Genomic DNA, 23,892 nt, shown 5'->3' with positions numbered 1-23,892 from the left:
CGTGTCGAATTCATCTATCCCAAGTATCAGTGCGTACTTAGAAAACACCCTGGCAGGGATCGCGCAAGCGTTCCCCGCAATTGCCTCGCAACAGCAGGCACGACTGGCCGTCGCCTACAGCGGCGGACTGGACTCCAGCGTGCTGCTGCATGCGGCAGCCCAGTATGCCGGCGCGCACGGCGCCCAGCTGTTCGCCTTCCACATCCATCACGGCATCAGCCCCAACGCGGACCAGTGGCAAAGCCATTGCGCCGAGGCTTGCGCCAGGCTGGGCGTGGTCTTTGATACGCGCCGCATCGCATTGCGCAACAGCGACAAGAGCGGCGTGGAAGAAGCCGCGCGCATCAGCCGCTATGCAGCGCTGGGCGACTTGTGCCGCCAGCACCAGATCCCTTTGTTATTGACAGGACACCACCTGGACGACCAGGCTGAGACCGTGCTGCTGCAACTGTTGCGCGGCTCGGGCGCGGCCGGCCTGTCCGGCATGGATCGCTGGAATACGGCGCCGACCTTGCTGGGCGATGCTGTCTTGCTGATGGCGCGGCCACTGTTGAAAGTGTCGCGGGCGGCGCTGGAGCAATACGCAGCGGCGCAGCAGCTGACGTTTATCGAAGACGAATCGAATCACGATCCGCGTTATGCCCGCAACGCCTTGCGTCAGCAAGTCATGCCGGTGCTGGCGCAGCATTTTCCCGGCTTCCAGGAGCGGTTTTCGCGCAGCGCCGGGCACATGCAGACCACGCAGCGCTTGCTGATCGACCTGGCGGCGCAAGACATGGCGGTCTGCGCGGACGGCGCCTGCCTCGATCTGGAGCATGTGCGCCAGTTGAGCGGGGAGCGTATCGATAACCTGCTGCGCTACTGGTTCGGCTTGCATCACTTGCGCATGCCGTCCAGCGCCTGGCTCAGCGAAATGCGGCAGCAATTGCTGGAAGCAAAAGCCGACGCCCAATTGTGCGTGACTCATCCCGACTGCCACATCCGCCGTCACCGCAACCGGGTGTTCCTGACCCCGCGCGACGATGTCGACCGTTCCGAGATTGAACCGCAAGCGTTCCGCTGGAACGGCGAGGCCGAGATGCGTTTCCCGCAATTCGGCGGCGTCTTGCATTTCGACCAGGCAGAGCAGGGCATCGACGCTGACTGGCTGCGTGCGCAATCCTTGCAAATTCAATATCGTTCCGGCGGCGAGCGTCTCAAGCTGGCCTTGAACCGTCCCACCAAGAGCGTCAAGTACCACTACCAGGCCTTCGATGTGCCGCCCTGGGAGCGCGAGCGCCTGCCGCTGGTGAGCAGCGGCAAGCAGATCCTGTTTGCGGCGGGTATCGGCATGGATTGCCTGCAGCTGGCGGCCGGGCCCGGTTTGCATATCAGCCTGCGCTGGCAAGCAGATGAATTGCCGTTCAGGCAAGGTATCTGATTCCCGGCATAGACAGTATTGTGCTTTCCCCAAGGTAAGCCACTTGTCATAATGGGTCGTTGCAGGTAGAGTAAAGGGTTGATTTTTCTTTTCCTTGCACTACGCTCGCTTCTAGCACCCACCTATAATTCCTATGGCTTTAATCGTCCACAAATACGGCGGCACTTCGATGGGCTCCCCCGAGCGCATCAAGAATGTCGCCAAGCGCGTCGCCAAATGGCATGACGCCGGCCACCAAATCGTCGTGGTGCCGTCCGCGATGTCCGGTGAAACCAACCGCCTGCTGGGCCTGGCAAAAGAAATTACCGCCCAGCCCGATCCGCGCGAACTCGACATGCTGGCCTCCACCGGCGAGCAGGCTTCAGTCGCCTTGCTGGCCATGGCCCTGCAAGCGATAGGCAAGCAGGCAGTGTCCTATGCCGGCTGGCAAGTCGCGATTAAAACCGATTCGGCCCACACCAAGGCGCGCATCCGTTCGATCGACGACACCAAGGTGCGGCAAGACCTGGATGCCGGCAAGGTAGTGATCATCACCGGTTTCCAGGGCATCGACGAACTGGGCAATATCACGACCCTGGGCCGCGGCGGTTCCGATACGTCGGCAGTGGCGGTCGCTGCTGCGCTGCAGGCAGCGGAATGCCTGATCTATACCGACGTCGACGGCGTCTACACCACCGATCCGCGCGTGGTCTCGGATGCGCGCCGCCTGAAGACGGTGACGTTCGAAGAGATGCTGGAGATGGCGTCGCTAGGCTCGAAAGTGCTGCAGATCCGCTCGGTGGAATTTGCCGGCAACTACAAGATGCCGACACGCGTGCTGTCGTCGCTGACTGACCCCTTAATGCCATTGGAAGAAGAAGCAATTTCCGGCACCCTGATTTCGTTTGAGGAAGACACCAAGATGGAACAAGCCACCATTACCGGCATCGCGTTCAACCGCGACGAGACCAAGATTACCGTGCTCGGCGTACCCGACCGTCCCGGCATCGCCTACCAGATCCTCGGCGCGGTCGCCGATGCCAATATCGAAGTCGACATGATCATCCAGAACCAGTCGGTGGACGGCAAGACCGACTTCACCTTCACCGTGCCGCGCGGCGAATACACCAAGGCGATGGATGTCCTGAACGAGAAGGTCAAGGCGCACATCGGTGCGGCCAGCATCACCGGCGACGCCAAGGTGTCGAAGGTGTCGGTGGTCGGCGTCGGCATGCGCAGCCATGTCGGCATCGCCTCGCAAATGTTCCGGACCTTGTCGGAAGAGGGCATCAATATCCAGATGATTTCGACCTCTGAAATCAAGATTTCGGTGCTGATCGACGAAAAGTACATGGAACTGGCCGTGCGCGCCTTGCACAAGGCTTTTGGACTGGAAAGCGCTTAATCGTAAAGATTCGCGCAGAGAATCACGAAAAAATCACGAAAAAAGCGATTAATTTAGTGTGGCGTTATTGACCAATGCCCCATGAAAAGTTATTATTCGTGTCCTTGACGCGGCGTTGTTAAAAGCCGTTTTGAGTTTGGAGGCGTGGCCGAGTGGTCGAAGGCACTTCCCTGCTAAGGAAGCATATGGGCTTAAACCTGTATCGTGGGTTCGACTCCCACCGCCTCCTCCAAGAACATGTTCCGAGCCATTCGGAACGTACAAGAAACCGCTTCCAGCCTTGTGCTGAAGCGGTTTTTTTGTTTTTGCGGCGTTTTCTTTATCGCTTACTTTATCGCTTAATTGCTTGCTGGAGCGAACCTTGCTTTGTAAACTGGCTCTTAACTCTTGTTAACGCGAATTGTTAATGCGGTCAACGGCTCGCCCGAAAAGGGGCAGTCGCATGATAAAGGTTCCATGGCACGTCATCCATCCTCGTCGCAAACAGATATTCCGGCGCTCGGCGCCGTTCCTGCCGTGCAGAAGGCGGGCGTAAGCTGGCGTTTCTGGCTCACGCTGCTGGTGGTGCTGGTGCTGGGTGCGCTGGTTTTTAAATCCCTGCACGCACTGCTTGCCGACGTGCATTACCGCAGCATCGTGCATGCGGTGAAACATACGCCGCTGAGCCACCTTTTACTGGCCATGCTGGCGACCGCGGTCAGCTACCTGTCGCTGGCCGGCTACGATGTGTCCAGCTTGCGTTATGTCGGCGCCAAGGTCAAAGGGACGACCATCGGCTTGACCTCGTTCATTGCCTACGCGCTCGGCAATACCGTCGGGCTCGGCGTACTGACTGGCGGCACGGTGCGCATGCGCTTGTACACCGCCAGCGGCGTCGAGGCTTCCCAGGTGGCGCAGGCCATCGCTTTCAATGCCGGTGCATTCGGCCTCGGCATGACCACTTTCGGTGCTGTCGGCTTGCTGTGGGGCGCAACCCAGGTGCAGGAGCTGGCGCATATCCCGAGCTGGCTGCTGCGCGCGGTGGCCTGCCTGGTATTGCTCGGGGTCGGCGCTTTTATCCTGCTGTGCCGACTGCGCCGCGATCTGCTGCTGTTCGGGCGCTGGAACCTGCGTTTGCCGGAAGCTGGCCTGGCTTTGCGCCAGCTGCTGATTTCGGCGGTGGACCTGAGTGCGGCGGCGGCCACCTTGTGGTTCCTGCTGCCAAGCGGCGTCATCGATTTGCCGACCTTCGTCGCGTTTTATGCGATAGCGATGGCGCTAGGCGTGATCAGCCACGTGCCGGGCGGCGTCGGCGTATTCGAAGCGGTGATCCTGCTGGCTTGCGCCAACCATGCGCCGACCAGCAAGATCGCGGCGGCCCTGGTGCTGTACCGGGCCATCTATTTCCTGTTGCCGCTGCTGCTGGCGACGATTCTGCTGGCGGCATTCGAGATGCGCTCTGGCATCGGCGCACCGGTGGCGCGCGCGGCGGTGAGGCTGTCGCCATGGCTGCTCACGGCATTGACCATGGTGACCGGCACCATGCTGCTGGTGTCGGGCGTGACGCCGGCTACCCGCCATGCCGAAGAACTGCTGCGGCTGCACGTGCCCTTGTTTGTGGTGGAAGCATCGCACCTGATCGGCAGCGTCGCCGGACTGGCGATGCTGTTCCTGGCGCGCGGCCTGCTGCATCGGCTCGATGCCGCGTGGTGGGCATCGCTGGTGCTGACCGTGATCGCCGGCATCCTGGCGCTGCCCAAGGGCATCGCGGTTTCCGAATTCATCGTGCTGTTCTTGCTGGCTTCGCTGCTGGTGATTTCGCGCAAGCAGTTTTACCGCCGCTCGTCCCTGTTTTCGCAAACCTTCGAACCCGGCTGGCTGATCGCGGTGGCCTGCGTGCTGGCGGCCTGCGGCTGGATCCTGCTGTTTGCCTATCGCGATATCGACATTGCCGATCGCATGTGGTGGCAATTTGCATTCGACGACTACGCGCCGCGTTCGATGCGGACCTTGATGGTGGTGGCCATCATGGCTTTGGGGCTGGGCCTGTGGCAGCTGTTCCGGCGTTCCACCGGCGTCGCCGAACTTCCTGCCGAGGAAGAACTGCAGCGCGCCGCCGAGATCGTCAACAAGCAGCCGGCGGCAGATGCCTGCCTGGCTTTCATGGGCGACAAGAGCCTGCTGTTTTCCGCCTCCGGCAACAGCTTCATCATGTTCGCCAAGCACAACCGCTCCTGGGTAGCATTGTCCGATCCGGTCGGCGACCAGCGCGAATGGTCGGAACTGATCTGGCGTTTCATCGAGCTGGTCGACGGCTACGGCGGCCGGGTCGCGTTCTACAAGGTGCGCCCGCAATCGCTGCCGCTCTATCTCGACGCCGGTTTGCGCGTCTATAAACTGGGAGAAGAGGCTTACGTGCCGCTGGAGCAGTTCAGCCTGCAAGGACCGCGCCGCGCCAATCTGCGGCATGGCGTCAATCGCGCCGAACGCGAGGGCCTGCGTTTCGAGATGCTGGCGGTGGAGCAGCTGCCGCCGCTGCTGGAGCAGCTGAGGGTAGTCTCGGATGCATGGCTGGCCGACCAGGACACGCGCGAGAAGAGTTTTTCATTGGGCAGTTTCGATGAAGCCTATATCTTGCGGCAGCCGGTCGCAGTGATCCGGCGCGAGCAGAAAATCATCGCTTTTGCCAGCCTGATGTGTCCGGATGCGTTACGGGTGGAAGCCGCCGTCGACCTGATGCGGCAGTTGCCCGATGCGCCGCCGGGCACCATGGAATTCCTGTTCTCGCAGCTGATGCTGCATTTCAAGGAACAGGGCTACCAGCGCTTCGGCCTGGGCATGGCGCCGATGTCGGGCATGAAAGACCACCAGCTGGCGTCGCGCTGGCAGCGCTTCGGCCGCATGCTGTTCATGCACGGCGGACGTTTCTACAATTTCCGCGGCCTGCGTAATTTCAAGGACAAGTTCGATCCGGTGTGGGAGGCGCGCTACCTGGTGAGCAGGGGCGGCCTGGCGCCGGTGTTCGCGTTCACCGATACCGCCGCGCTGATCAGCGGCGGCCTCAAGGGAGCCATCAGTAAATGAAGCAAGGAATAATTTGCCTGGTGCTGTGTGCGATGGCTTTCATCGGTAGCGTTGCAAGTGCAGACGAGACACATCACAGCGTGAGCCACGGCCGTTTCAAGAGTGTCGAGATCTACAGGCCGGCGGGGCCGGCGAATGGCGTCGTGCTGTTGTTGTCCGGCGATGCCGGCTGGAACCAGGGAACAGCCGAGAAGGCGCGTGCGCTGGCCCAGCAGGGTGCCTTGGTGGCCGGCATCAGCACACCGCAATTGTTCGCCAGCCTGGATGCCGATGGCGGCGACTGCGCGTTTCCCGACGGCGACCTGGAAAATCTGAGCCGCTTCGTGCAGGCTTATGAAAAAGTGCCAGGCTATTATCCGCCGCTGCTGGTGGGAGAAGGCGCCGGCGCCAGCTTTGCCTACGCGATGCTGGCGCAAGCGCCTGCAGGCATTTTCGGCGGCGCCATCTCGTTTGGATTTTGTCCTGCCCTGAGCCTGCGCAAGCCGCTATGCAAAGGCGAGGGCGTACGCTTCAAGGCAGTAGCGAAGGGCAAGGGCGTGGAATTGTTGCCGGTGTCCCGGCTGCCCGCCGCGTGGCGCGTGTTGCCGGATGTGCAAACGCAGAAACGTTGCGACGCCGGTATCACCCGCGCATTTGTCGCCAGCGTCGGCGGCGCCGAACTGGTCCAGGCAGCAGGCCAGGATGGATTGGCGCAGCTGAAGTCGGCCTATGCCAGCCTGAATGCCAGACAAGCGGTAGCGGTGCAGGCGCCGCCTGCCGCGGTGTCCGATTTGCCGGTGGTGGAGGTGGCCGCGCTAGCGCCGTCTGGGCGCAATCCTGACGCCGACAGCATGGTGATTCTGATCAGCGGCGACGGCGGCTGGGCCGGCATCGACCGCGATGTGGCGAATGCTTTGTCGAAGCGCGGCGTGCCGGTAGTCGGCATCGATTCGCTGCGTTATTTCTGGAGCGTCCGCACGCCGGCATCGACGGCGAAAGACGTGGAACGCCTGATGCAGTTCTACATGGCGCGCTGGAAAAAAAACAAGGTGATATTGATTGGTTATTCGCAGGGAGCCGATGTCTTGCCCTTTGTCGGCAACCGCCTGTCGGGCAAGGCGCTGGCGTCCGTGCCGTTGATCGCCATGATGGGACTGGGCAAGAAGGCCGATTTCCAGTTCCACCTGACCAATTGGGTCAGTTCCAGCAATGACGGTTTGCCTATCCCGCCTGAAGTTGCGAAGCTGCCGGCCGGGCTGGCGATGTGCATTTACGGCAGCGCGGAAACGGATTCCGCCTGCCCGAGCTTCGATGCCGGCCGCGTCAAACTGCTCAAGCTGAGCGGCGGCCATCATTTCGACGGCAACTACGAGCGCCTGGCAGGCCTGATTCTGGATGCGGCGCGCAAGTAGTTTCACCATCGGTTCCAATATGTGATTGATGAATATCTGGTATCACAACAATCAAGCAGACTCGTATGCTGCAGTGCGATATAGTGTTCCTGTCTCCTCCAACACCTCTCAAGGTTTGGATTCAGCCCGCAACGAAAGTTAGCGGGCTTTTTTTTGTCCAGAATTCATCAATAGCAAAGAGCGCCGGCATGCCGATACCTAAACATGTATCTGAGGCAAGAAATAATTCATTTGAAAATAATCGCATTCCGTCCTAGGATGGTCGCGCTCTTGACACGTTTTATCTGGCTAAAAACACAAACATAAAAATGGAGACAGCAATGAAAATGACACGCAGAACGGTATTGAGTGCGGCGCTTTGCCTTGGCTTGGGATTCGGGATCGCTGGCAGCGCTTATGCCGAGAAACCAGTGGTGCTGGGCTTTTCCCAGGTTGGCGCCGAAAGCGAATGGCGCACCGCGAACACCGCATCGATCAAGGATGCGGCGAAACAGGCCGGCGTAACGCTCAAGTTTGCCGACGCCCAGCAAAAGCAGGAAAACCAGGTGAAGGCGATCCGCTCCTTCATCGCGCAAAAAGTTGATGTCATTGCATTTTCTCCGGTGGTCGAGTCCGGTTGGGACACTGTGCTGGGTGAAGCCAAAGCCGCCAAGATCCCGGTCATCCTCACCGACCGCGCGGTCGACGCCAAGGATAAGTCACTGTACGTGACATTCATCGGTTCCGATTTCGTTGAAGAAGGCCGCCGCGCCGGACGCTGGCTGCTGGAACGGGCCAAGACCATGCCCGCTGGCGATATCAACATCGTTGAGTTGCAAGGCACGGTCGGATCTGCTCCTGCCATCGACCGCAAGGCCGGTTTTGCCGAAATCATCGCCGCCAATCCGAAATTGAAAGTCATCCGCTCGCAAACCGGCGACTTCACCCGCGCCAAGGGCAAGGAGGTGATGGAAGCCTTCCTCAAGACCGACGGCAAGAAGATCAATGTCTTGTACGCGCATAACGACGACATGGCGATCGGCGCTATCCAGGCGATCGAAGAAGCCGGCCTGAAACCAGGTAAAGACATACTGGTGATCTCGATCGACGGCGTCAAAGGCGCATTTGAAGCGATGATGGCTGGCAAGCTCAACGTTACGGTTGAATGCAGCCCGCTGCTTGGGCCGCAGCTCATGAAGGTCGCCAAGCAAGTGCTCGCCGGCGAGACCGTCCCTAAGCGCATTACGACCGAGGAAAGCGTGTTTCCGGCTGAAGTGGCGGCCAAGGAATTCCCGAATCGCAAGTACTAAGTCACAAGCACTAGGCTCTTCTACGAATGCCGGCGGACGAATCGAATCGTCCGCCGCATCGGGCATGCATCGTCATGCGGCATGGCTGCGCATGAGAAATTCGGGATCGCAAGAGGATGAATAAAACAGCAACAGGCGCTGCCCTACCGGCGGCGAACGGCGTTGCACCAACGCTGGAGCTGAACGGCATATACAAGGCATTCGGTGGCGTCAAGGCGCTGAGCGATGTCGCTTTGCGGCTGTATCCAGGCGAAGTCCATACGCTGATGGGACAGAACGGCGCAGGCAAATCCACTCTGATTAAAGTACTGACAGGCGTCTATGCGCCTGACAGCGGCGAAATACGGCTCGACGGCAAGGTCGTGCAGCCGTCGTCCACCCACGACGCGCAAAACCTCGGCATCAGCACGGTCTACCAGGAAGTCAACCTGTGCCCGAACCTGTCGGTTGCTGAAAACATTTTTATCGGCCGCTATCCAAGAAAGTTTGGCCGCATCGACTGGAAAACCATGCAGCAGCAGGCGCAGCGCCTGCTGGGCGATTTGCAGGTCCATATCGACGTGACCGCCGCGCTGGCCAGGTATCCGCTGGCGATCCAGCAGATGGTGGCGATTTCACGCGCCCTGAGCGTCTCCGCCAAGGTATTGATCCTGGACGAACCTACCTCCAGCCTGGACGAGGCCGAAGTGCGCCTATTGTTCGATGTCTTGCGCAAGCTGCGCGGGCAGGGCATGGCGATCCTGTTCGTGACGCATTTCCTGGAACAGACTTACGAAATTTCCGACCGCATCACGGTGCTGCGCAACGGCGTGCTTGAAGGCGAATATCCGGCCAGTGCGCTGAGCCGTTTCGAACTGGTGAACAAGATGGTCGGCCTGCAGTCGGCGGGCAGGGAAGCTGCAAGTGCAGACAAAGACGTGCGTGCGCCGGGCAGCGGCGAAATTGTGCTGAAGGCGCGCGGCTTGGGGCGCAAAGGAATACTCGCGCCGCTGGACCTGGATTTCCGCGCCGGTGAAGTATTCGGACTATGCGGTTTGCTCGGTTCGGGCCGGACCGAGGCCGCGCGATTACTGTTCGGCGCCGACAAGGCCGACAGCGGCAGCATACAAATGAAAGGCGGCAGTGGGCCCGAAAGATTCAGCTCCCCACGCGACGCCATCGCCGCCGGCATCGGTTTCTGTTCGGAAGATAGGAAAGCCGAAGGCGCAATCCTCGAACTGTCTGTGCGCGAAAACATCATCCTGGCGCTGCAGGCGCGCGCCGGCCTGCTGCGGGTGATCCCGCGCAAACGGCAGCAGGCGATCGCTAGCGATTACGTCAAATGGCTGGGCATCAAGACCCCCGATATCGAAACGCCCATCAGCTCCCTGTCCGGTGGCAACCAGCAAAAAGCCCTGCTGGCGCGCTGGCTGGCGACCGATCCCGCCATGCTGATCCTGGACGAACCGACGCGCGGCATCGATGTGCGCGCCAAGCAAGAGATCATGGACCATGTAATCGCCTTGTGCAGCAAGGGCATGGCGATCCTGTTCATTTCTTCCGAAATTCCCGAGGTCCTGCGCTGCAGCGACCGCATGCTGGTATTGCGCGACCGCGAACCCTGCGGCGAATACCTGCGCGGTCAGCTCGACGACGAATCGGTGTTGCAGGTGATCGCCGGAGAGTGCGAATGAGTATTCCATTGAATTCAGATCCACTATCCGGCGCCCGGCTGCAGAGCGATACCAGCCCGTCGCTGGCAGTGCGCTTGCGCGTGATGCTGCGCAACCCTTTGCTGCGGCCGCTGGCGGCGCTGGCGCTGCTGTTGCTCATCGATTTTTTCATGATCCCCGGTTTCTTCCGGCTTGAATGGAAAGACGGCCATCTGTACGGCAGCCTGATCGACATCGTCAACCGCGCCGCACCTTTGATACTGACCGCCCTTGGCATGACGCTGGTGATCGCGACGCGCGGCATCGACATTTCGGTGGGCGCGGTAGTGGCCATCTCCGGCACGGTTGCCGCGATGCTGATCGGCGGCACCATGGAAATGCATAACGGCATACCGGAATACGCAAGCCGCATCCCCATGGTGTGGGCAATTGCCGCTGCCATGGGAGCGGCGCTCCTGTGCGGCGTGTGGAACGGCTTCCTGGTCGCCACGCTGGGTCTGCAACCGATCATCGCCACCTTGATCCTGATGGTGGGCGGGCGCGGACTGGCGCAACTGCTGACCGACGGCCAGATCGTCACGGTGTATTACAAGCCGTTTTTCTATATCGGCAGCGGTTATCTGTTCGGGTTGCCGTTTTCCTTGTTCATCGCTATCGGTGTGTTCGTGATTGTAGCGCTGATGATGCGCAAGACGGCGCTCGGCCTGTTCATCCAGGCGGTCGGCATCAACCCGGTGGCGGCGCGGCTGGCCGGTATCAGGACCGCCGCGCTGATCTTTTTCGTGTACATGTTTTGCAGCGCCTGCGCCGGCGTCGCCGGGCTGATGATCAGCTCCAACATCAAGAGTGCGGACGCCAACAACGCCGGCCTGTTGCTGGAGCTGGACGCGATCCTGGCGGTGACGCTGGGCGGCACGTCCCTGGCCGGCGGCAAATTCAGCCTGGTGGGCAGCGTTATCGGCGCCCTGATCATCCAGGCGCTGACCTACACGATCTATTCGATGGGCGTGCCGCCGGAGGTCAACATGGTGGTGAAATCGATAGTGGTGTTCGCCGTGTGCCTGTCGCAATCGCCCGAGTTTCGCGGCCTGGGAAGCGGCTGGGTCGGCTTATCTAGCGGCGCTGCGCGCTCACGTTCTGTCAACGGTAAAAAACCATGAAACTCTTGCGCCAGTCATTGTCGTCGCCTTATTTCACTTCGCTGGCGACCGTCGCCTTGCTGATCGTGATGTTCGCCATGGGGTCGTTCGCCTACACCGGGTTTTTCTCCTTGCAGGTGGTATTGAACCTGCTGATCGACAACGCTTTCCTGCTGGTGATTGCGATCGGCATGACTTTTGTCATCTTATCCGGTGGCATCGATTTGTCGGTCGGCTCGGTGCTGGCGCTGACCACCATGATTTCCGCCTACCTGCTGCAGTCGTGGCACTGGCCGCCGCTGCTGGTGATCGCCTGCGTGCTGCTGATCGGCAGCGCATTCGGCGCCCTGATGGGCGCGCTCATCCATTTCTTCAAGCTGCAGGCATTCATCGTGACCCTGGCCGGGATGTTCCTGGCGCGCGGCCTGTGCTACCTGATCAGCATCAATTCCATCACCATCGACCAGCCGCTGTATGTCACTTTGTCGCAGGCGCGCATAGACATCTTCGGCGCCTTCGTTTCGCCTAGCGTGGTGATCGCCGTGCTAATGCTGGCACTGGCTATCTACATCGCCCATTACACGCGCTTCGGACGCGCCGTCTATGCCATCGGCGGCAACGAGCAGTCGGCGCTGCTGATGGGCCTGGCGGTAGGACGCACCAAAGTGATGGTCTACGCTTTCAGCGGCTTTTGCGCGGCCCTGTCCGGAGTCCTGTTTTCGTTCTACATGTTGTCCGGTTATGGCTTGCATGCGCAAGGCACGGAGCTCGATGCGATCGCGGCGGTGGTGATCGGCGGCACCTTGCTGACCGGCGGTTACGGTTACGTCGCCGGCACGCTGACCGGCGTGCTGATCCTGGGCCTGATCCAGACCCTGATTGCATTCGACGGCACCCTGAGTTCGTGGTGGACCAAGATCGTGATCGGCGTGCTGCTGTTCGTATTCTGCATGGCGCAGCGCTTGATGTCCCTGGGCGCGGCCGGCAGCGGCTCCGCCACGCCCGCCATGCCCGCAACGCCGGCAACCACAGCGGCATGACCGCGCGCCAATAAAAAATCCCGATTTCTTGTATCCTGATATGTGTTGTTAACCGGGCGCAGTGTAGCGCCCATGGACAGGCGTATGTCAGGAGATGGTGTTGGCTCAGATCAAAATCCCGGCCGTGTACATGCGCGGCGGCACCAGCAAAGGCGTGTTCTTCTGCAAGGACTGGCTGCCGGAGGATCCGGCCGTGCGCGACCGCGTATTGCTGCGTGTGATGGGCAGCCCGGATCCTTACGGCCAGCAAATCGACGGCATGGGCGGTGCAAGTTCAAGCACCAGCAAGGTGGTGCTGGTCAGCCGGTCTGTCCGTGCGGATTGCGATGTCGACTACCTGTTCGGCCAGGTGGCGATCGACAAGGAGATGATTGACTGGTCAGGCAATTGCGGCAACCTGACGGCTGCGGTCGGGCCGTTCGCGATTGCGCAAGGCTTGCTGGATGCTCCGCGCGACGGCATCGTCGTCGTCCGTATCTGGCAGGCGAACATTCACGCGAAGATCGTCGCCCATGTCCCAATGCAGGACGGCGCAGTGATGGAGGAGGGCGATTTTGAACTGGACGGCGTCACCTTCCCGGCGGCCGAGATCAAGATCGAATTCCTGGACCCGAGCGGCGACGGAGATGAAGATGGCGCAGGAGGCATGTTTCCGAGCGGGTCGCCGCTTGACGTGCTGGATGTGCCTGGCGTAGGTCCGGTCGAACTGACCATGATCAATGCCGGCAACCCGGCTATCTTCGTGGACGCGGCAACGCTCGGACTGGCGGGAAATGAATTGCAACGCGACGTCAACGGCAACCCCGAGCTGCTGCGGAAAGTGGAAACGATCCGCGCCCATGCGGCGGTGCGGATGGGACTGGCAAAGACAGCAGAGGAAGCCAGCCAGCTGCGGCCGCATACGCCCAAACTGGCTTTTGTGGCAAAACCTTCCGCTTATGTGGCGTCGAACGGCAAGCATATCGATCCTGCCACGCTGGATATCAATGCGCGCATCTTTTCGATGGGAAAACTGCATCACGCCATGACAGGAACCGGCGCGATAGCGATCGCCGTCGCCGCCGCGGTTCCCGGCACCATCGTCAATCGCCTGATGACGCAGCAGGCCGACGGCAAGGTCCGTTTCGGCCATCCTTCCGGCAGCCTGGCTGTCGGCGCCGAGGCAGAGCAGCGCGACGGCGCCTGGGTAGTGACCAAGGCGGTCATGAGCCGCAGTGCGCGCCGGCTGATGGAAGGGGCCGTGCTAGTGCCGTCTGCGGTCTGTCCGGCTGATTTTTAAATGCCGGTTTTATGCGCAGTAAATAACAGCCTGAGCCCGAGCGCCGCTATGGCGCTGGCGGCGACGCGATCGATCCAGGTCTTGGCGCGCAGATAAAGTTCGCGCGGCCGTTTGCTGGAAAAGCACAAGGCAACCACCGTGTACCAGCCCGCTTCGACCGCAAAAACCAGCGGCGGCAGGGCGAAGTAACACCAGAGGGGTGGATGCTGGGGCAGCAGGGCGGCGAAGATGCTGCCATAGGCGACCGCAGTCTTCGGATTGCTCAATTGCGTGCTGAGGCCGACCCAGAACGATTTACGCACGTTGCCCGCATTTGCCGCCTGGGCGCTGTCAAGGGCAAGCGGAGCCGCCGCGCCGCGCCAGATTTTGGACGCCAGGTAAATCAGATACAGGCCGCCGGCTATCTTGAGGCCCATATACAGCCATCCCACGGTTGCCAGCAAGGTATACAGTCCGACCAGCGCAATGCCGCTGAAGAAAACGCCGCCGATCCCCATGGCGACCGCCGTGGCCAAGCCATCGCGGCGCGACAGGCCGATAGAATGCCTGGCAACAATGACAAAACTCGGGCCTGGGCTCATCGCCCCGATTAATAACGCTGCGAGAATGGCTAGGATAGCGGCTGACGGGCTCATTGACGTATCTCCTTAAGGTGGCGGCAGGACTCCAGATCAATGGAAATATACACTTCCTGCCCAATCGCTGCTGCAACTCGGGATACCGGGCGAATCGGTGGGCATAGGAGCGCAAATATTCCGCTTGATTTTTTTGGCGGATACAAAGATATTCTGGATTCGCTTAACGCAATGGCCCCTATGCAAACTCTTCCTCTACGCCTGAATCCCGGACAAGATCTGCGCAGCGCTCTTGAATCGGTGCTGGCCGAACATGGCGTGAGCGCAGCTTTCGTACTGCAGGGCATTGGTAGCTTATCCGTGGCGCAGCTGCGGTTTGCCGGGGCGCAGCAGGCAATCGAATTTCGCGGCGATCTGGAAATACTGACTCTCGCCGGATCGCTCTCTCCCGACGGCATCCATCTCCATATGACTATCGCCGATGCGGAAGGCCGCGTGCTGGGTGGTCACGTGGCGCCTGGTTGTATTGTGAGAACGACGGTTGAGCTACTGCTGGCGCTGCTGCCGGAGCATCGTTTTGCCCGCGAACCGGATCCGGCGTCGGGTTTCAATGAACTGGTGATACGACAGCAATCAGATCCAGATGGCGTTTGAGACCAAACGAATACTCATCAACGTTGCGTCGTAGCAGATAAGATGCCATTTATATTTACCTGAACGGATTACACCCATGAATATGCTCCTCCCCCGGCTGTGGCTGTGTCTCGCCGCTTGCTCGTTATCTGCAATGCCGGCCAGCGCCGATACTACGGTGCGCTCGCTGAGCAAGGTGCGTGGCGCCATCAAGACGGCCGACGCCCGAGCGGCTTTCGATCGGGAGATGAGTGGCGCACCGGCGCCAGACGGATTCGGTCAGCAGCTGCCGGAGGGCTTCACGAAGGATTTCCTGGCCCTGCAAATCGCGCCGGGACGCGATCCGAATCGTGTGGTGCTGGCCGGCGCAAAGCCGTGGTCGCAGCGGCCGGGCATGTATGTGGGCGTGGTATGCCTGGGGGCCTTGCCCATTTATGCCGCAGAAACTCCGAGGCATCCGGCGTGGGATTGCAAAGGGTCTGAGAATAATGCGGGTAACGAAATCTGGTTCGGCGTGTTCGAGCGTGGCGCTGGCAATGTACCAAGGCTTGTGGCCCGCACCGATGTGCCGGTCGCGGTTCCGACCGACTGGGGTTCGGCCGGCAACATCGATGTGCCGCCAACCATTGATTCCGGAGATGGCAAGGGGGCCGTTGTGGGCCTGCCGCAGACCTGGCAGCGTTTTGACCTGGCGCCTTATCTGTTGCGAGACGGTGATTATGCCTTCGGCGTGCGGGCAGGATGGTTCGAGAGCTACGCCGGCGGCGGCGCCTCGTTTGAAGCGCTGTATCTTTTTCAGATTGACGGCAAGTCGCTGCGGGTCGTATTTGCGCAGCCGATGATGTTCAACCAGATGCTTGCCGGCGAGTGGCACAAGGACGGAACCCGCAGCCACGATGTGTCGAGCAGCAGCAACTCTCTCGTGGTCCTGTCTAGTGTTACTGACGGCTTTCACGATCTGCAATTACGCGAGAAGGGCGGCAAGTCGCGGCAGACGTTTCAGTGGTCGGAGAAAATGAAGTTTTATCAGCCTCAGTAATCCGATGCCACGGCTATAAACAAGGTGTTTTTTTTCGAAACATAACAAAAAGGCCCTCATTGCTGAGAGTCTTTTGTTTTATGGTGCCCGAGGCCGGAATCGAACCGGCACACCGTTTCCGGCGAGAGATTTTAAGTCTCTTGTGTCTACCGATTTCACCACTCGGGCAATTCTGCGGTTTCGAAGAAGCGCGCAAAACATGTATCGACAGCAACAGCCTGCGATACGGGACAGGGCCGCATTCTAACAGGTTCTCATTGCCAAGACCACCTCTCATCCATCCCCGTCAGCACAGCGCCTTAGTCCGCAAAACGTACCTCGGAAGTGGCAATCGCCTTGATTTCGGGGCCGAAACTTTCGATGTTAGGCAACGTTGCATTTTCATGCCTGCGTATCTGCTCGCCGGTCGCATGCGGCTTGTCGTGCGTGGTGTGGGCATCGGACACCAGCGTCACGGGATAACCGAGGGCGGCGGCGCGGCGGGTGGTGGTGTCGACGCAGAATTCGGAAGCGTAGCCGCAGATGACGACGTGCTCGGTACGCCATGAGGCAAGCAGTGCTTCGAGCTCTGTGCGCAGGAAAGAGTCCGGCGTGGTCTTGCGCAGTTTTGCGTCGCCTTCCTTTACCTGCAATCCGGGCTGGAGCTGCCAGCCTGCGGAGTTGTATTCGAGGTCGCTGGCCTCATGCTGGATGAAGACTACGGGAACCCCCGCAGCGCGGGCCCTGCCGGTCAAGGTATTGATGCGCTCCACGACGGCGTCGGCTTCGAACGGGCGGGGCGTTTCATCAAACAAAGCTTGCTGGACATCGATGACGAGTAGAGTGGATTTCATGGTTTCCTGCAGGTGGGTGGGCCGGGAATCCCGAGGGAATTCCCGGCATCGGTTTCAGGTTTCCGGAAGATTCGGGGCGATCGCCGCCGTGCCGAAATTGTTGGGTTCTTTTGCTTCCTGGACCAGGAAATAGATGATGATGATCCAGCCGATGAGAGGGATGAGCCCGATCAGCTGCCACCAGCCGCTGCGGTTGGTGTCATGCAGGCGCCGTGCCGCGACTGCAATCGATGGCAGCAGAGTCGCAACGGAAAAGAGGATGCTCAGCTTGTCGTTGATTGCACCGGTTGCGACCGAAACCAGGGCGATAAAAAGCACGTACCACCAATACTCGGAGCGCGAAGCCCTGCCGTTGAAGTCGGCGTACTTGGAAAAGCAGACTTTGATCGATTCCGTAAACGTCATTTCTATCCCCTATGGTTTGTTGGCATGGGTGCGCGCTTGTGGCGGCGTCCATGGATTTCGGTAAGATTACCAGAGAGTAATAATAACAAAAGCCTTGGTCATCTCGTCAAAATGTTGGTGTATCACAAACTCCCTTTAAATCTCCCCGTGTCGCCGGAGCAGCGCAGGCCTGTATCCGTAGGCAAAATCCTCCCTCGGTTTTATCGCCTGGATGTGTCTTGTATAGTTTCATTGCCACAATGAAAATGTATTCATAAAGAAACAGTTTCCCAAAATAAATAAAATGAATGGATGGCGCACCAAACGGGCGCATAATAAATTGCCGTACAGAAATAAAAAAACAGGTTCAAGCTGAGGATACGCAACTGAGTATGTGAATGCAGTAGGCCGATATATCGATCATTTGATCGGGTTGAAGTTGAAGCACACGTGGAGGGGCGTCATGGGCAAAGCATTGTCTCGTCAGGGATCGTTATCCGTTATTTTTATTGCTATATCAGCAATTATTTCTGGTTGCGGTGGCGGTGGGGGCGGCAGCAGCAATCCCAATCCGCCTGCTACGCCGGCTCCAAGCACGCCGCCGGTTGTTCCTCCAGTTCCAGCCCAGCCGCCTCCCGCCAACAACAGCGGCAGCGCCATCACACCGCCGGTAGTGACGCCGCCGACAGCGCCGCCGCCGATGCTCAACGTGCTCGACCCCAGCAATATCCAGGCAGCCCGCGCCCAGGGCATGACCGGCGCCGGCGTCACGGTCGGCGTGGTCGATACCGACTTCGATGTCGGCGATACCCAACTGGCCGGGCGCATCAGCAAGACGGTCTACAGCAGCGGCGGCGCCAACGGCAACATGCACGGCACCGAAGTGGCGCAAGCCCTGGCCGGCAGCACCCTGGGCATCGCGCCCGGCGTCTTCGTGCAAGCGGCGGCGGCCGGCACCACCGGCAACAGCCTGCTGCTCAATAACCAGATCTACCAGGACCTGTTCGCCAAGGGCGTGCGGATCTTCAACCAGTCCAACGGCATCAGCGCAACCGGCGCCTCGGTCGCCCAGGCGCTGGCGCTGCACAACCTGTACCAGCCCTATGTGGCCCGGCAAGGGCTGTTCGTCTGGTCCACCGGCAATGACGGCGCAGCGCAGCCGAACCTGAACGCTAGCCTGCCGTCGCTGTTCGGCGACCTGCAAAGCGGCTGGCTGGCGGTCACCGCGGTCAACGCCGCCGGCGGCAGCAATGGCTATAGCGCCAGCGATACCGTGCCGGGAGTCATTTCCAGCTACGCCAACCGCTGCGGCGTGGCCGCCAACTGGTGCCTGGCGGCGGCCGGCGATTTCATCTCCAGCAGCAGCGGCACACGGGTCTTCGGCACCTCGTTCGCAGCGCCGGCAGTCAGCGGCGCCGCAGCCCTGGTGCAGCAGGCCTATCCCTGGATGAACGCCGACCTGATCCGCCAGACCATCCTGTCGACAGCAACCGACATGCACGACACCGCCACCTATGGCTGGGGCCTGCTGAACGCCAGCAAGGCGGTCAACGGCCCGGCGCTGTTCGATACACGGCTGGCGCTGGGGCCGAATGTCAACATCGCTTTCGATAACGCTGCCTCGGTATTCAAGAACGATATCGGCGGCGACGCCGGCCTGAACAAGAGCGGCAGCGGCCAATTGACCCTGGCCGGCGCCAATACTTACCAGGGCGCCAGCAATGTTCTGGGCGGCCGGCTGGATATCACCGGCTCGGTGGCCTCCAGCGTCAATGTCAGCGCATTGGGCCGCCTCGGCGGCGACGGCGGCCGTATCCACGGCAATGTCAGCAACAGCGGGCGGGTCGACAACAGCGGCGCCGGTCTCACCATCGCCGGCAACTACGTCGCCACGCCGGGCGCGGTGCTGGCGAATCAGTTCAACACCACCCTGGTGGTGGGCGGGGCGGCAATCCTCGGTAATTCGCACCTGGTTGCCACCACCCCCGGCGGCAGCACGGATCCGTCCGGCTATGTGACCCAGCAGGCAGGCGTGAGCGGCAAGGTGCTCACCGCCGCGGGCGGGGTCAGCGGCCAGTTCAGCGATATCAGCTTCGAGGCCGATGGCGTCGGTTTTACGCCAGGGGTGTTTATTGCCGCGAACTTGTCCTATCAGGCCAGGGAAGTGGATTTGCATATCAGCCGTACCAATGTCGCCACCATGGCCGCGGCCGCTTTTAAAGGCGACGCCACCCGCAACAATGCGGCCGCCAACCTGGAGACCGGCCTGCAGGCGGCGGACCAGATGGTCGCCAGCGGCAAGGTGACGGGGGCCAACGGTGCATTCCTGGCCAGTGCGGCGGCCCTGCAGAAGAGCGCCAGCGTCGCGGTGGCAGGACAGGTGCTCGACAGCCTGTCGGGACAGATCCATGCCTCGGCCCAGGCGCTGACCTTCCAGCAGTCGCAGGCCTTGAATCGCGACCTGGGCAATCGGCTGGCGGCGCTGGGCAACCAGGCCGAAGGACAGGATGGCACCGGTTTGTGGGTCAGCGCCATTGGCGCCTCGGGCAAGCTGAACCAGAGCGGTTATGCCACTGGCGACACCTCCTTATGGGGAGGGCAGTTCGGTGTCGATACCCGGCTCAGTACCCACACCATCGTCGGCGCGGCGCTGGCGTATGCGGACAGCAAGGCCAGTTTCGACCGGCTCGGCGGTCAGGGCAAGGGGCACAGCACAGGGGTCTCGCTGTATGGCCGCCATGGGTTCGGCGACGGCGGCGGTTATGTCTCGGGTCGGGCAGGGCTAACCAGTATCGACAGTACGGTGACGCGCACGGCGGTGATCGGCAATACCGAGCAGGACCTGGGCGCCAGCCACAGCGACAGCCTGTGGTCGGTCTATGCGGAGGGCGGTTATGGACTGCCGCTGTCGGCGGATATCCGGCTGACCCCTTATGCCGGCCTGGCCTATGACCGCCTCAAGCGCGGCGGATTTACGGAAAGCGGCGGGGTGTTCGGCTTGACGGCCGAGAGCCAGGTCTACCAACAGACGGCGGGCTTGCTGGGGGTGCGCGGCGAGAGCCGTGTCCAATGGGCTGGCGGCGTGAGTGTGCTGCAGGCATACGCGGCGTGGCAGCATGCGTTCGGCGATGGCAGCCTCGATTTCGGGGCGGCGTATGTGGGGGCGCCGGCGGCGCGGTTCACGGTGCAGGGGATAGGCTTGGCGCGCAGTAGCGGCTGGGCGGGACTGGGTGTGAGTACGGCGGTGGACAGCCGCTGGGGCTGGTACCTGAACTACGATGCGCAGCTGGGCAATGGCGGGTTGCGTAACAACGTGCTGGCGCTGGGGCTGCGCTTCAGGCTCGATTGACTTACATATTTGAGTAAGGGCTGTCGTTGACGGATATCCTGTAAACCTCTTTGTCCGTCAACGACAACAGTCTGGCAGGGAACCTGCCTTACATTTCACTGCTGGCCGCTGCATCGGTGTGCGCGGGCGCTGGCGTTTCCGGTTCCATCGCGGGGCTGGTTTTGATGATGCGCTTCTTGCCCATCAGGCCCAGGTCCGCTCCTGTGATACCGTATTCCTGCATCTTGGTTTTGATTTCGGTAATGACATCCGCGATTTCAGCCTGGCGCAGTTCTTCCGCCTGCTTTCTCAATTGTTCGATTTGTGCTTGCAGCTCTTTGTATGTCGTCATTTCTGTTGCTTTCTTTCTGCGTTTGGGACGGGCAAGTATATCGTAACCATGGAATGCGATGGAATGATACAGCTTGTTGCAAACATTACCGATTTGTAGTTACCCTTTGGATTGCACAATCTATATTGAATACAGGAAGGCAGTTTGTGTCGTCGTCGCGACGGCATGGGAAGCAAAAGGTGTCGCCATGAAAAAGTTGACGGTTTTATGGTTTGCGGTTGCCGCGCTGATGCTGAGCGCGGCCGGCGGTTCTGCGCTCGCGCAAAACCATGTGGCGCGCGGAGGCGGCGGTTTTCACGGCAATGGCAGTGGCATGAATCATGGCGGCGGCTACCAGGCTCGCCACGGTTTTCATCGGTTTCGCGATTTCCATGGCCGCGGCCGTATCATCATAGGCGGTCCTTTTTTCTGGCCGCCGGTCTACCGCGACCCGTTTTTTTTTCCCGATGCGGCGCCGTTGATGTATGTGCAGCCTGAGGCCAATTACAGTTATTACTGTAACGATCCTCCCGGATATTATCCCGATGTGCCGGCTTGCCCGAGCGGCTGGCTGCGGGTTGCTCCCGACGATGCGCCGTATTGATCCGGTCGCAAGCTCTGTAAAAAAAAACGCCGCTCCTTTGAGCGGCGTTTTTTATGCGCGCATGCATGACTGCCTTGCTTCGGCAAATTTTCATTTGGCATCTTGCTGCCGCTTGGCAGGCCGGGTACCATGAAGCGAAAATCCATTCGACTTTCTATCCCGGAGAAATGCATGTCCATTCATATGATTGAAGCGGTTCGTTTTAATGTCGCCGGCGACCGGGTCGAAGAAGTGCGTTGGGGCCGGGCCAAGCCGAAGGATGACGGTTCCATCGGATGGGAACACAAGACTTCTGAACAGGACGTCAGCCTGGTGGTCGATGCCCTGCATTTCGGCGACGAGGTAGCGACTGCATTTGCGGTCGACGGGAAAATCGTGCGCGGCCCCAACATCGCGCTGGTGATCCACGAACATGGTATTGAAGGCATCGGGATTGCCGGCCACGATGCGTCCGGGCGCACGCTGGCCGATTTGCCGCGCTTCTGACAAGATAGCCCATCCAGCAACTGTCAGAAGTTGCTAGAGGACGCCGGGCCGCGCGCGGCATCGCTGCGGATCGGAATGCCGTTCGCACCGCTGCCATGGCTTTCCCGCCATTCCTGGCGATGCCGCTCGATCTCGGCCCATTGTTCGACGCGCCGTTTTTCCCATTCATTGCGTTCGCGCCAGACCGGCGCCACGGTCATGGCGGCAGGCGGCTGGAATAGCTGTGGTGGATGCAGTTCGGCTCCATATAACGCCGGCGGCGCATAAAACGGCGCGCTTCCGGCAATCCACGGGCCGGCGTCGGCAACGGCCCGGTTCGGCATTGCCGCAGCCAGGCCGGCCAGTACCAGCACTAGTAGTATTTTCCCCATATTGCCCCCTGATTTGCCGGTCCAAATCCAACAACTGCGATTCCCTTCAGGATTTCATTCTAGGAAACAAATCGCCGGTAAGCTAATAGAGATTCGCTACGCATCGCATTTTTTCGGCATCTTGGGCAGCGCGCTGCCCAAACTAGTTGCTGGTGGTAATGTTTGTGCCTGGATGGCGCTGCAGTTGCTGACATAAATTGGTAATGAGCAAGAATTTTTCCTGCGAAAAATCTCTCGCCAATGATTTTCTAACGGAGGATTGGATGCAAACTCAGGTTGAAAAAGCGCATGTATTTCAGCAGCTTCACAAACGGGACGGAGCATTCATCATTCCCAATCCATGGGATATCGGCAGCGCCAGGCTGCTGGCTTTGCTCGGGTTTGAAGCATTGGCCAGCACCAGTGCGGGTTTTGCCTTTTCGCGCGGACAGCTGGATGGCGGCATCGGGCGTGAACAGATGATGGCGCATTTGACGGAGCTGGCCGCCGCTACCGAGCTGCCGCTCAGCGCCGACCTGGAGAACGGTTTCGGCGCGGCGCCGACGACGGTCGCGGAGACCATCCGGCTGGCTGCCGCCACCGGCATTGTCGGCGGTTCCATCGAGGACGCCAGCGGCAATCGCGACGATCCGATTTATGCACTGGAACTGGCGGCAGAGCGCGTGCGTGCAGCGGCGGAAGTGGCGCGCGGCCTGGATTTCCCATTTACGCTGACTGCGCGGGCGGAAAATTACCTGGCTGGCCGGCCCGATCTGAAAGACACCATCAAGCGCCTCCAGACCTACCAGGAAGCCGGCGCCGACGTGCTGTACGCGCCAGGTCTGAAAAGCCGGGAAGAGATCGCGGCAGTAGTGAGTTCGCTGGACAAGCCGGTGAACGTGGTGATGGGGCTACAGGGCGTGCAGCTCAGCTTGCAGGAACTGGCCGCCATCGGCGTCAAACGGGTCAGCGTCGGCGGCTCTCTGGCGCGCGCTGCAATAGGAGCATTCATACGCGCAGCTGAAGAGATGCGCGAGCATGGCACCTTTACCTACGGCGAGGAGGCAGTGAGTACGCGCCGGATCAGCGAGATGCTGCAGGCAGCGGGCAAACTTTAAGCGGCAGGCGCTGGCAATAAGTTATATGCTGGTTAGTGTAAGATCCTTGCTTTTCCGTGCTGAAGAATTGCCGCTCACCATGAAAGTCTACAACCTAGCTTGCGAACAGAATCACCGTTTTGAGGGCTGGTTTGCCTCCGAGGAGGATTTTGTCTCGCAATCCGCCGGGCAGCAGATCGTCTGTCCGGTATGCGATAGCTTCAAGGTCGGCAAGCTGCCGTCAGCCCCGCATTTGAATTTGTCCACGGCCAGGCGGGGTACAGCGGACGCCGGCGACAAGCATTCGAATTCGCCGGCGGTGACGCAATTTAAGCAGCGGCTGCAGGATATGGCGCGCCACGTCATGGAAAACACTGAGGATGTCGGTGAAGGTTTTGCCGAGGAGGCGCGCCGGATCCATTACAAGGAAGTTCCGGAGCACGGGATTCGCGGCGTGGCCTCTCAAGAGCAGTGCGAGGAGCTGGCGGAAGAAGGTATCGAAGTTTTCCAGCTGCCGTTGCCGGTCCCGCACAAGCAGACGCTGCAATAAGCCGTTTGCGTTTGCGACGCCGACG

General features: G+C 60.4%; 21 protein-coding genes and 2 tRNA genes. 17 read left to right on the top strand and 6 right to left on the bottom strand.

What is annotated here, in order from left to right:
• Nucleotide 1: 1 nt before the first annotated feature.
• The 10 genes from tilS to prpF all read left to right on the top strand — a co-directional run bounded on the left by tilS (nucleotide 2) and on the right by prpF (nucleotide 13,657).
• Nucleotides 2-1,420: a tRNA lysidine(34) synthetase TilS gene (gene tilS / locus CFU_RS12055; RefSeq protein WP_014006317.1), complete on the top strand. Its 1,419-nt coding sequence runs from the start codon at nucleotides 2-4 to the stop codon at nucleotides 1,418-1,420.
• A gap of 133 nt (nucleotides 1,421-1,553) precedes the next feature.
• Nucleotides 1,554-2,804, top strand: a complete 1,251-nt coding sequence (locus CFU_RS12050) for an aspartate kinase (RefSeq protein ID WP_014006316.1) — start codon at nucleotides 1,554-1,556, stop codon at nucleotides 2,802-2,804.
• Between the two features lie 138 nt (nucleotides 2,805-2,942).
• Nucleotides 2,943-3,036, top strand: a tRNA-Ser gene (locus CFU_RS12045).
• Between the two features lie 224 nt (nucleotides 3,037-3,260).
• Nucleotides 3,261-5,867: a bifunctional lysylphosphatidylglycerol flippase/synthetase MprF gene (mprF, locus tag CFU_RS12040; RefSeq protein ID WP_050808573.1), complete on the top strand. Its 2,607-nt coding sequence runs from the start codon at nucleotides 3,261-3,263 to the stop codon at nucleotides 5,865-5,867.
• Nucleotides 5,864-7,258, top strand: coding sequence for an AcvB/VirJ family lysyl-phosphatidylglycerol hydrolase (locus CFU_RS12035; RefSeq protein ID WP_014006314.1), 1,395 nt, complete (start codon nucleotides 5,864-5,866; stop codon nucleotides 7,256-7,258). The genes mprF and CFU_RS12035 overlap by 4 nt, the downstream gene beginning before the upstream one ends.
• Before the next feature lie 320 nt (nucleotides 7,259-7,578).
• Nucleotides 7,579-8,547, top strand: coding sequence for an ABC transporter substrate-binding protein (locus tag CFU_RS12030; RefSeq protein ID WP_041741873.1), 969 nt, complete (start codon nucleotides 7,579-7,581; stop codon nucleotides 8,545-8,547).
• Between the two features lie 116 nt (nucleotides 8,548-8,663).
• Nucleotides 8,664-10,220, top strand: coding sequence for a sugar ABC transporter ATP-binding protein (locus CFU_RS12025; protein ID WP_014006312.1), 1,557 nt, complete (start codon nucleotides 8,664-8,666; stop codon nucleotides 10,218-10,220).
• Between the two features lie 83 nt (nucleotides 10,221-10,303).
• Nucleotides 10,304-11,359 carry an ABC transporter permease gene (locus tag CFU_RS12020; RefSeq protein ID WP_238531460.1) on the top strand — a complete coding sequence of 352 codons (1,056 nt, stop codon included), beginning with the start codon at nucleotides 10,304-10,306 and terminating at the stop codon, nucleotides 11,357-11,359.
• A complete protein-coding gene (gene yjfF, locus CFU_RS12015) occupies nucleotides 11,356-12,378 on the top strand; it encodes a galactofuranose ABC transporter, permease protein YjfF (RefSeq protein ID WP_014006310.1) in 1,023 nt (340 codons plus the stop codon). The genes CFU_RS12020 and yjfF overlap by 4 nt, the downstream gene beginning before the upstream one ends.
• 94 nt (nucleotides 12,379-12,472) lie before the next feature.
• Nucleotides 12,473-13,657, top strand: a complete 1,185-nt coding sequence (gene prpF / locus CFU_RS12010) for a 2-methylaconitate cis-trans isomerase PrpF (RefSeq protein WP_014006309.1) — start codon at nucleotides 12,473-12,475, stop codon at nucleotides 13,655-13,657.
• Here the strand turns inward: prpF and CFU_RS12005 are convergent.
• Nucleotides 13,654-14,292: a LysE family translocator gene (locus tag CFU_RS12005; protein WP_014006308.1), complete on the bottom strand. Its 639-nt coding sequence runs from the start codon at nucleotides 14,290-14,292 to the stop codon at nucleotides 13,654-13,656. The two genes, prpF and CFU_RS12005, sit on opposite strands and share 4 nt — an antisense overlap.
• A 180-nt stretch (nucleotides 14,293-14,472) precedes the next feature.
• On the opposite strand from CFU_RS12005, the gene CFU_RS12000 reads away from it, so the two are divergent.
• The gene (locus CFU_RS12000) at nucleotides 14,473-14,886 is read left to right on the top strand and encodes a PPC domain-containing DNA-binding protein (protein ID WP_041743394.1); all 414 of its coding nucleotides are present in this window, start codon (nucleotides 14,473-14,475) and stop codon (nucleotides 14,884-14,886) included.
• Nucleotides 14,887-14,962: 76 nt separating this feature from the next.
• Nucleotides 14,963-15,904 (top strand): hypothetical protein, encoded by a 942-nt coding sequence (locus CFU_RS11995; protein ID WP_014006306.1) that lies wholly within the window; start codon nucleotides 14,963-14,965, stop codon nucleotides 15,902-15,904.
• 81 nt (nucleotides 15,905-15,985) lie between these two features.
• Here CFU_RS11995 and CFU_RS11990 read toward each other — a convergent pair.
• The 3 genes from CFU_RS11990 to CFU_RS11980 form a co-directional block, all read right to left on the bottom strand.
• Nucleotides 15,986-16,072: transfer RNA gene (locus tag CFU_RS11990), tRNA-Leu, on the bottom strand.
• Between the two features lie 131 nt (nucleotides 16,073-16,203).
• Nucleotides 16,204-16,737 (bottom strand): cysteine hydrolase family protein, encoded by a 534-nt coding sequence (locus CFU_RS11985; protein ID WP_014006305.1) that lies wholly within the window; start codon nucleotides 16,735-16,737, stop codon nucleotides 16,204-16,206.
• 54 nt (nucleotides 16,738-16,791) lie between these two features.
• Entirely contained in the window at nucleotides 16,792-17,142 is a 351-nt protein-coding gene (locus CFU_RS11980; protein ID WP_014006304.1) for a DUF805 domain-containing protein, read from the bottom strand.
• 652 nt (nucleotides 17,143-17,794) lie between these two features.
• Between CFU_RS11980 and CFU_RS11975 the strand changes: the two genes are divergently transcribed.
• Nucleotides 17,795-20,470, top strand: a complete 2,676-nt coding sequence (locus CFU_RS11975; RefSeq protein ID WP_238531300.1) for an autotransporter serine protease — start codon at nucleotides 17,795-17,797, stop codon at nucleotides 20,468-20,470.
• 88 nt (nucleotides 20,471-20,558) lie between these two features.
• Here CFU_RS11975 and CFU_RS11970 read toward each other — a convergent pair whose 3' ends face one another.
• Nucleotides 20,559-20,801 carry an H-NS histone family protein gene (locus CFU_RS11970; protein ID WP_014006302.1) on the bottom strand — a complete coding sequence of 81 codons (243 nt, stop codon included), beginning with the start codon at nucleotides 20,799-20,801 and terminating at the stop codon, nucleotides 20,559-20,561.
• A 187-nt stretch (nucleotides 20,802-20,988) separates the two neighbouring features.
• Here CFU_RS11970 and CFU_RS23320 point away from each other — a divergent pair, with 187 nt between their 5' ends.
• Nucleotides 20,989-21,384 (top strand): hypothetical protein, encoded by a 396-nt coding sequence (locus CFU_RS23320; RefSeq protein ID WP_050808572.1) that lies wholly within the window; start codon nucleotides 20,989-20,991, stop codon nucleotides 21,382-21,384.
• 171 nt (nucleotides 21,385-21,555) lie between these two features.
• On the top strand, nucleotides 21,556-21,870 hold the full coding sequence (locus CFU_RS11960) for a hypothetical protein (RefSeq protein WP_041741869.1): 315 nt from the start codon (nucleotides 21,556-21,558) through the stop codon (nucleotides 21,868-21,870).
• Nucleotides 21,871-21,893: 23 nt separating this feature from the next.
• Here the strand turns inward: CFU_RS11960 and CFU_RS11955 are convergent, their stop codons facing one another.
• Nucleotides 21,894-22,241, bottom strand: a complete 348-nt coding sequence (locus tag CFU_RS11955; RefSeq protein ID WP_014006299.1) for a hypothetical protein — start codon at nucleotides 22,239-22,241, stop codon at nucleotides 21,894-21,896.
• Nucleotides 22,242-22,504: 263 nt separating this feature from the next.
• Here CFU_RS11955 and CFU_RS11950 point away from each other — a divergent pair, with 263 nt between their 5' ends.
• Nucleotides 22,505-23,338, top strand: a complete 834-nt coding sequence (locus tag CFU_RS11950) for an isocitrate lyase/PEP mutase family protein (protein ID WP_041741866.1) — start codon at nucleotides 22,505-22,507, stop codon at nucleotides 23,336-23,338.
• A 79-nt stretch (nucleotides 23,339-23,417) separates the two neighbouring features.
• Nucleotides 23,418-23,867: a DUF1178 family protein gene (locus CFU_RS11945; protein ID WP_041743391.1), complete on the top strand. Its 450-nt coding sequence runs from the start codon at nucleotides 23,418-23,420 to the stop codon at nucleotides 23,865-23,867.
• Nucleotides 23,868-23,892 lie beyond the last annotated feature (25 nt).

It is taken from the genome of Collimonas fungivorans Ter331, assembly GCF_000221045.1.
Classification (GTDB): Bacteria; Pseudomonadota; Gammaproteobacteria; order Burkholderiales; family Burkholderiaceae_D; genus Collimonas; species Collimonas fungivorans_A.
This window is presented reverse-complemented; position numbering and strand designations above follow the sequence as displayed.

Bases quoted from the DNA above. Each gene is read 5' to 3' on its own strand.
- CFU_RS11945 (WP_041743391.1), top strand. From the start codon at position 23,418: ATGAAAGTCTACAACCTAGCTTGCGAACAGAATCACCGTTTTGAGGGC.
- CFU_RS12050 (WP_014006316.1), top strand. From the start codon at position 1,554: ATGGCTTTAATCGTCCACAAATACGGCGGCACTTCGATGGGCTCCCCC.
- CFU_RS12035 (WP_014006314.1), top strand. From the start codon at position 5,864: ATGAAGCAAGGAATAATTTGCCTGGTGCTGTGTGCGATGGCTTTCATC.
- CFU_RS12005 (WP_014006308.1), bottom strand. From the start codon at position 14,292: ATGAGCCCGTCAGCCGCTATCCTAGCCATTCTCGCAGCGTTATTAATC.
- CFU_RS12025 (WP_014006312.1), top strand. From the start codon at position 8,664: ATGAATAAAACAGCAACAGGCGCTGCCCTACCGGCGGCGAACGGCGTT.
- CFU_RS11970 (WP_014006302.1), bottom strand. From the start codon at position 20,801: ATGACGACATACAAAGAGCTGCAAGCACAAATCGAACAATTGAGAAAG.
- CFU_RS12000 (WP_041743394.1), top strand. From the start codon at position 14,473: ATGCAAACTCTTCCTCTACGCCTGAATCCCGGACAAGATCTGCGCAGC.
- mprF (WP_050808573.1), top strand. From the start codon at position 3,261: ATGGCACGTCATCCATCCTCGTCGCAAACAGATATTCCGGCGCTCGGC.
- CFU_RS23320 (WP_050808572.1), top strand. From the start codon at position 20,989: ATGAAAAAGTTGACGGTTTTATGGTTTGCGGTTGCCGCGCTGATGCTG.
- CFU_RS11960 (WP_041741869.1), top strand. From the start codon at position 21,556: ATGTCCATTCATATGATTGAAGCGGTTCGTTTTAATGTCGCCGGCGAC.
- CFU_RS11995 (WP_014006306.1), top strand. From the start codon at position 14,963: ATGAATATGCTCCTCCCCCGGCTGTGGCTGTGTCTCGCCGCTTGCTCG.
- CFU_RS11950 (WP_041741866.1), top strand. From the start codon at position 22,505: ATGCAAACTCAGGTTGAAAAAGCGCATGTATTTCAGCAGCTTCACAAA.
- yjfF (WP_014006310.1), top strand. From the start codon at position 11,356: ATGAAACTCTTGCGCCAGTCATTGTCGTCGCCTTATTTCACTTCGCTG.
- CFU_RS12030 (WP_041741873.1), top strand. From the start codon at position 7,579: ATGAAAATGACACGCAGAACGGTATTGAGTGCGGCGCTTTGCCTTGGC.
- CFU_RS11985 (WP_014006305.1), bottom strand. From the start codon at position 16,737: ATGAAATCCACTCTACTCGTCATCGATGTCCAGCAAGCTTTGTTTGAT.
- CFU_RS11955 (WP_014006299.1), bottom strand. From the start codon at position 22,241: ATGGGGAAAATACTACTAGTGCTGGTACTGGCCGGCCTGGCTGCGGCA.
- CFU_RS11980 (WP_014006304.1), bottom strand. From the start codon at position 17,142: ATGACGTTTACGGAATCGATCAAAGTCTGCTTTTCCAAGTACGCCGAC.
- CFU_RS12020 (WP_238531460.1), top strand. From the start codon at position 10,304: ATGCTGCGCAACCCTTTGCTGCGGCCGCTGGCGGCGCTGGCGCTGCTG.
- prpF (WP_014006309.1), top strand. From the start codon at position 12,473: ATGGTGTTGGCTCAGATCAAAATCCCGGCCGTGTACATGCGCGGCGGC.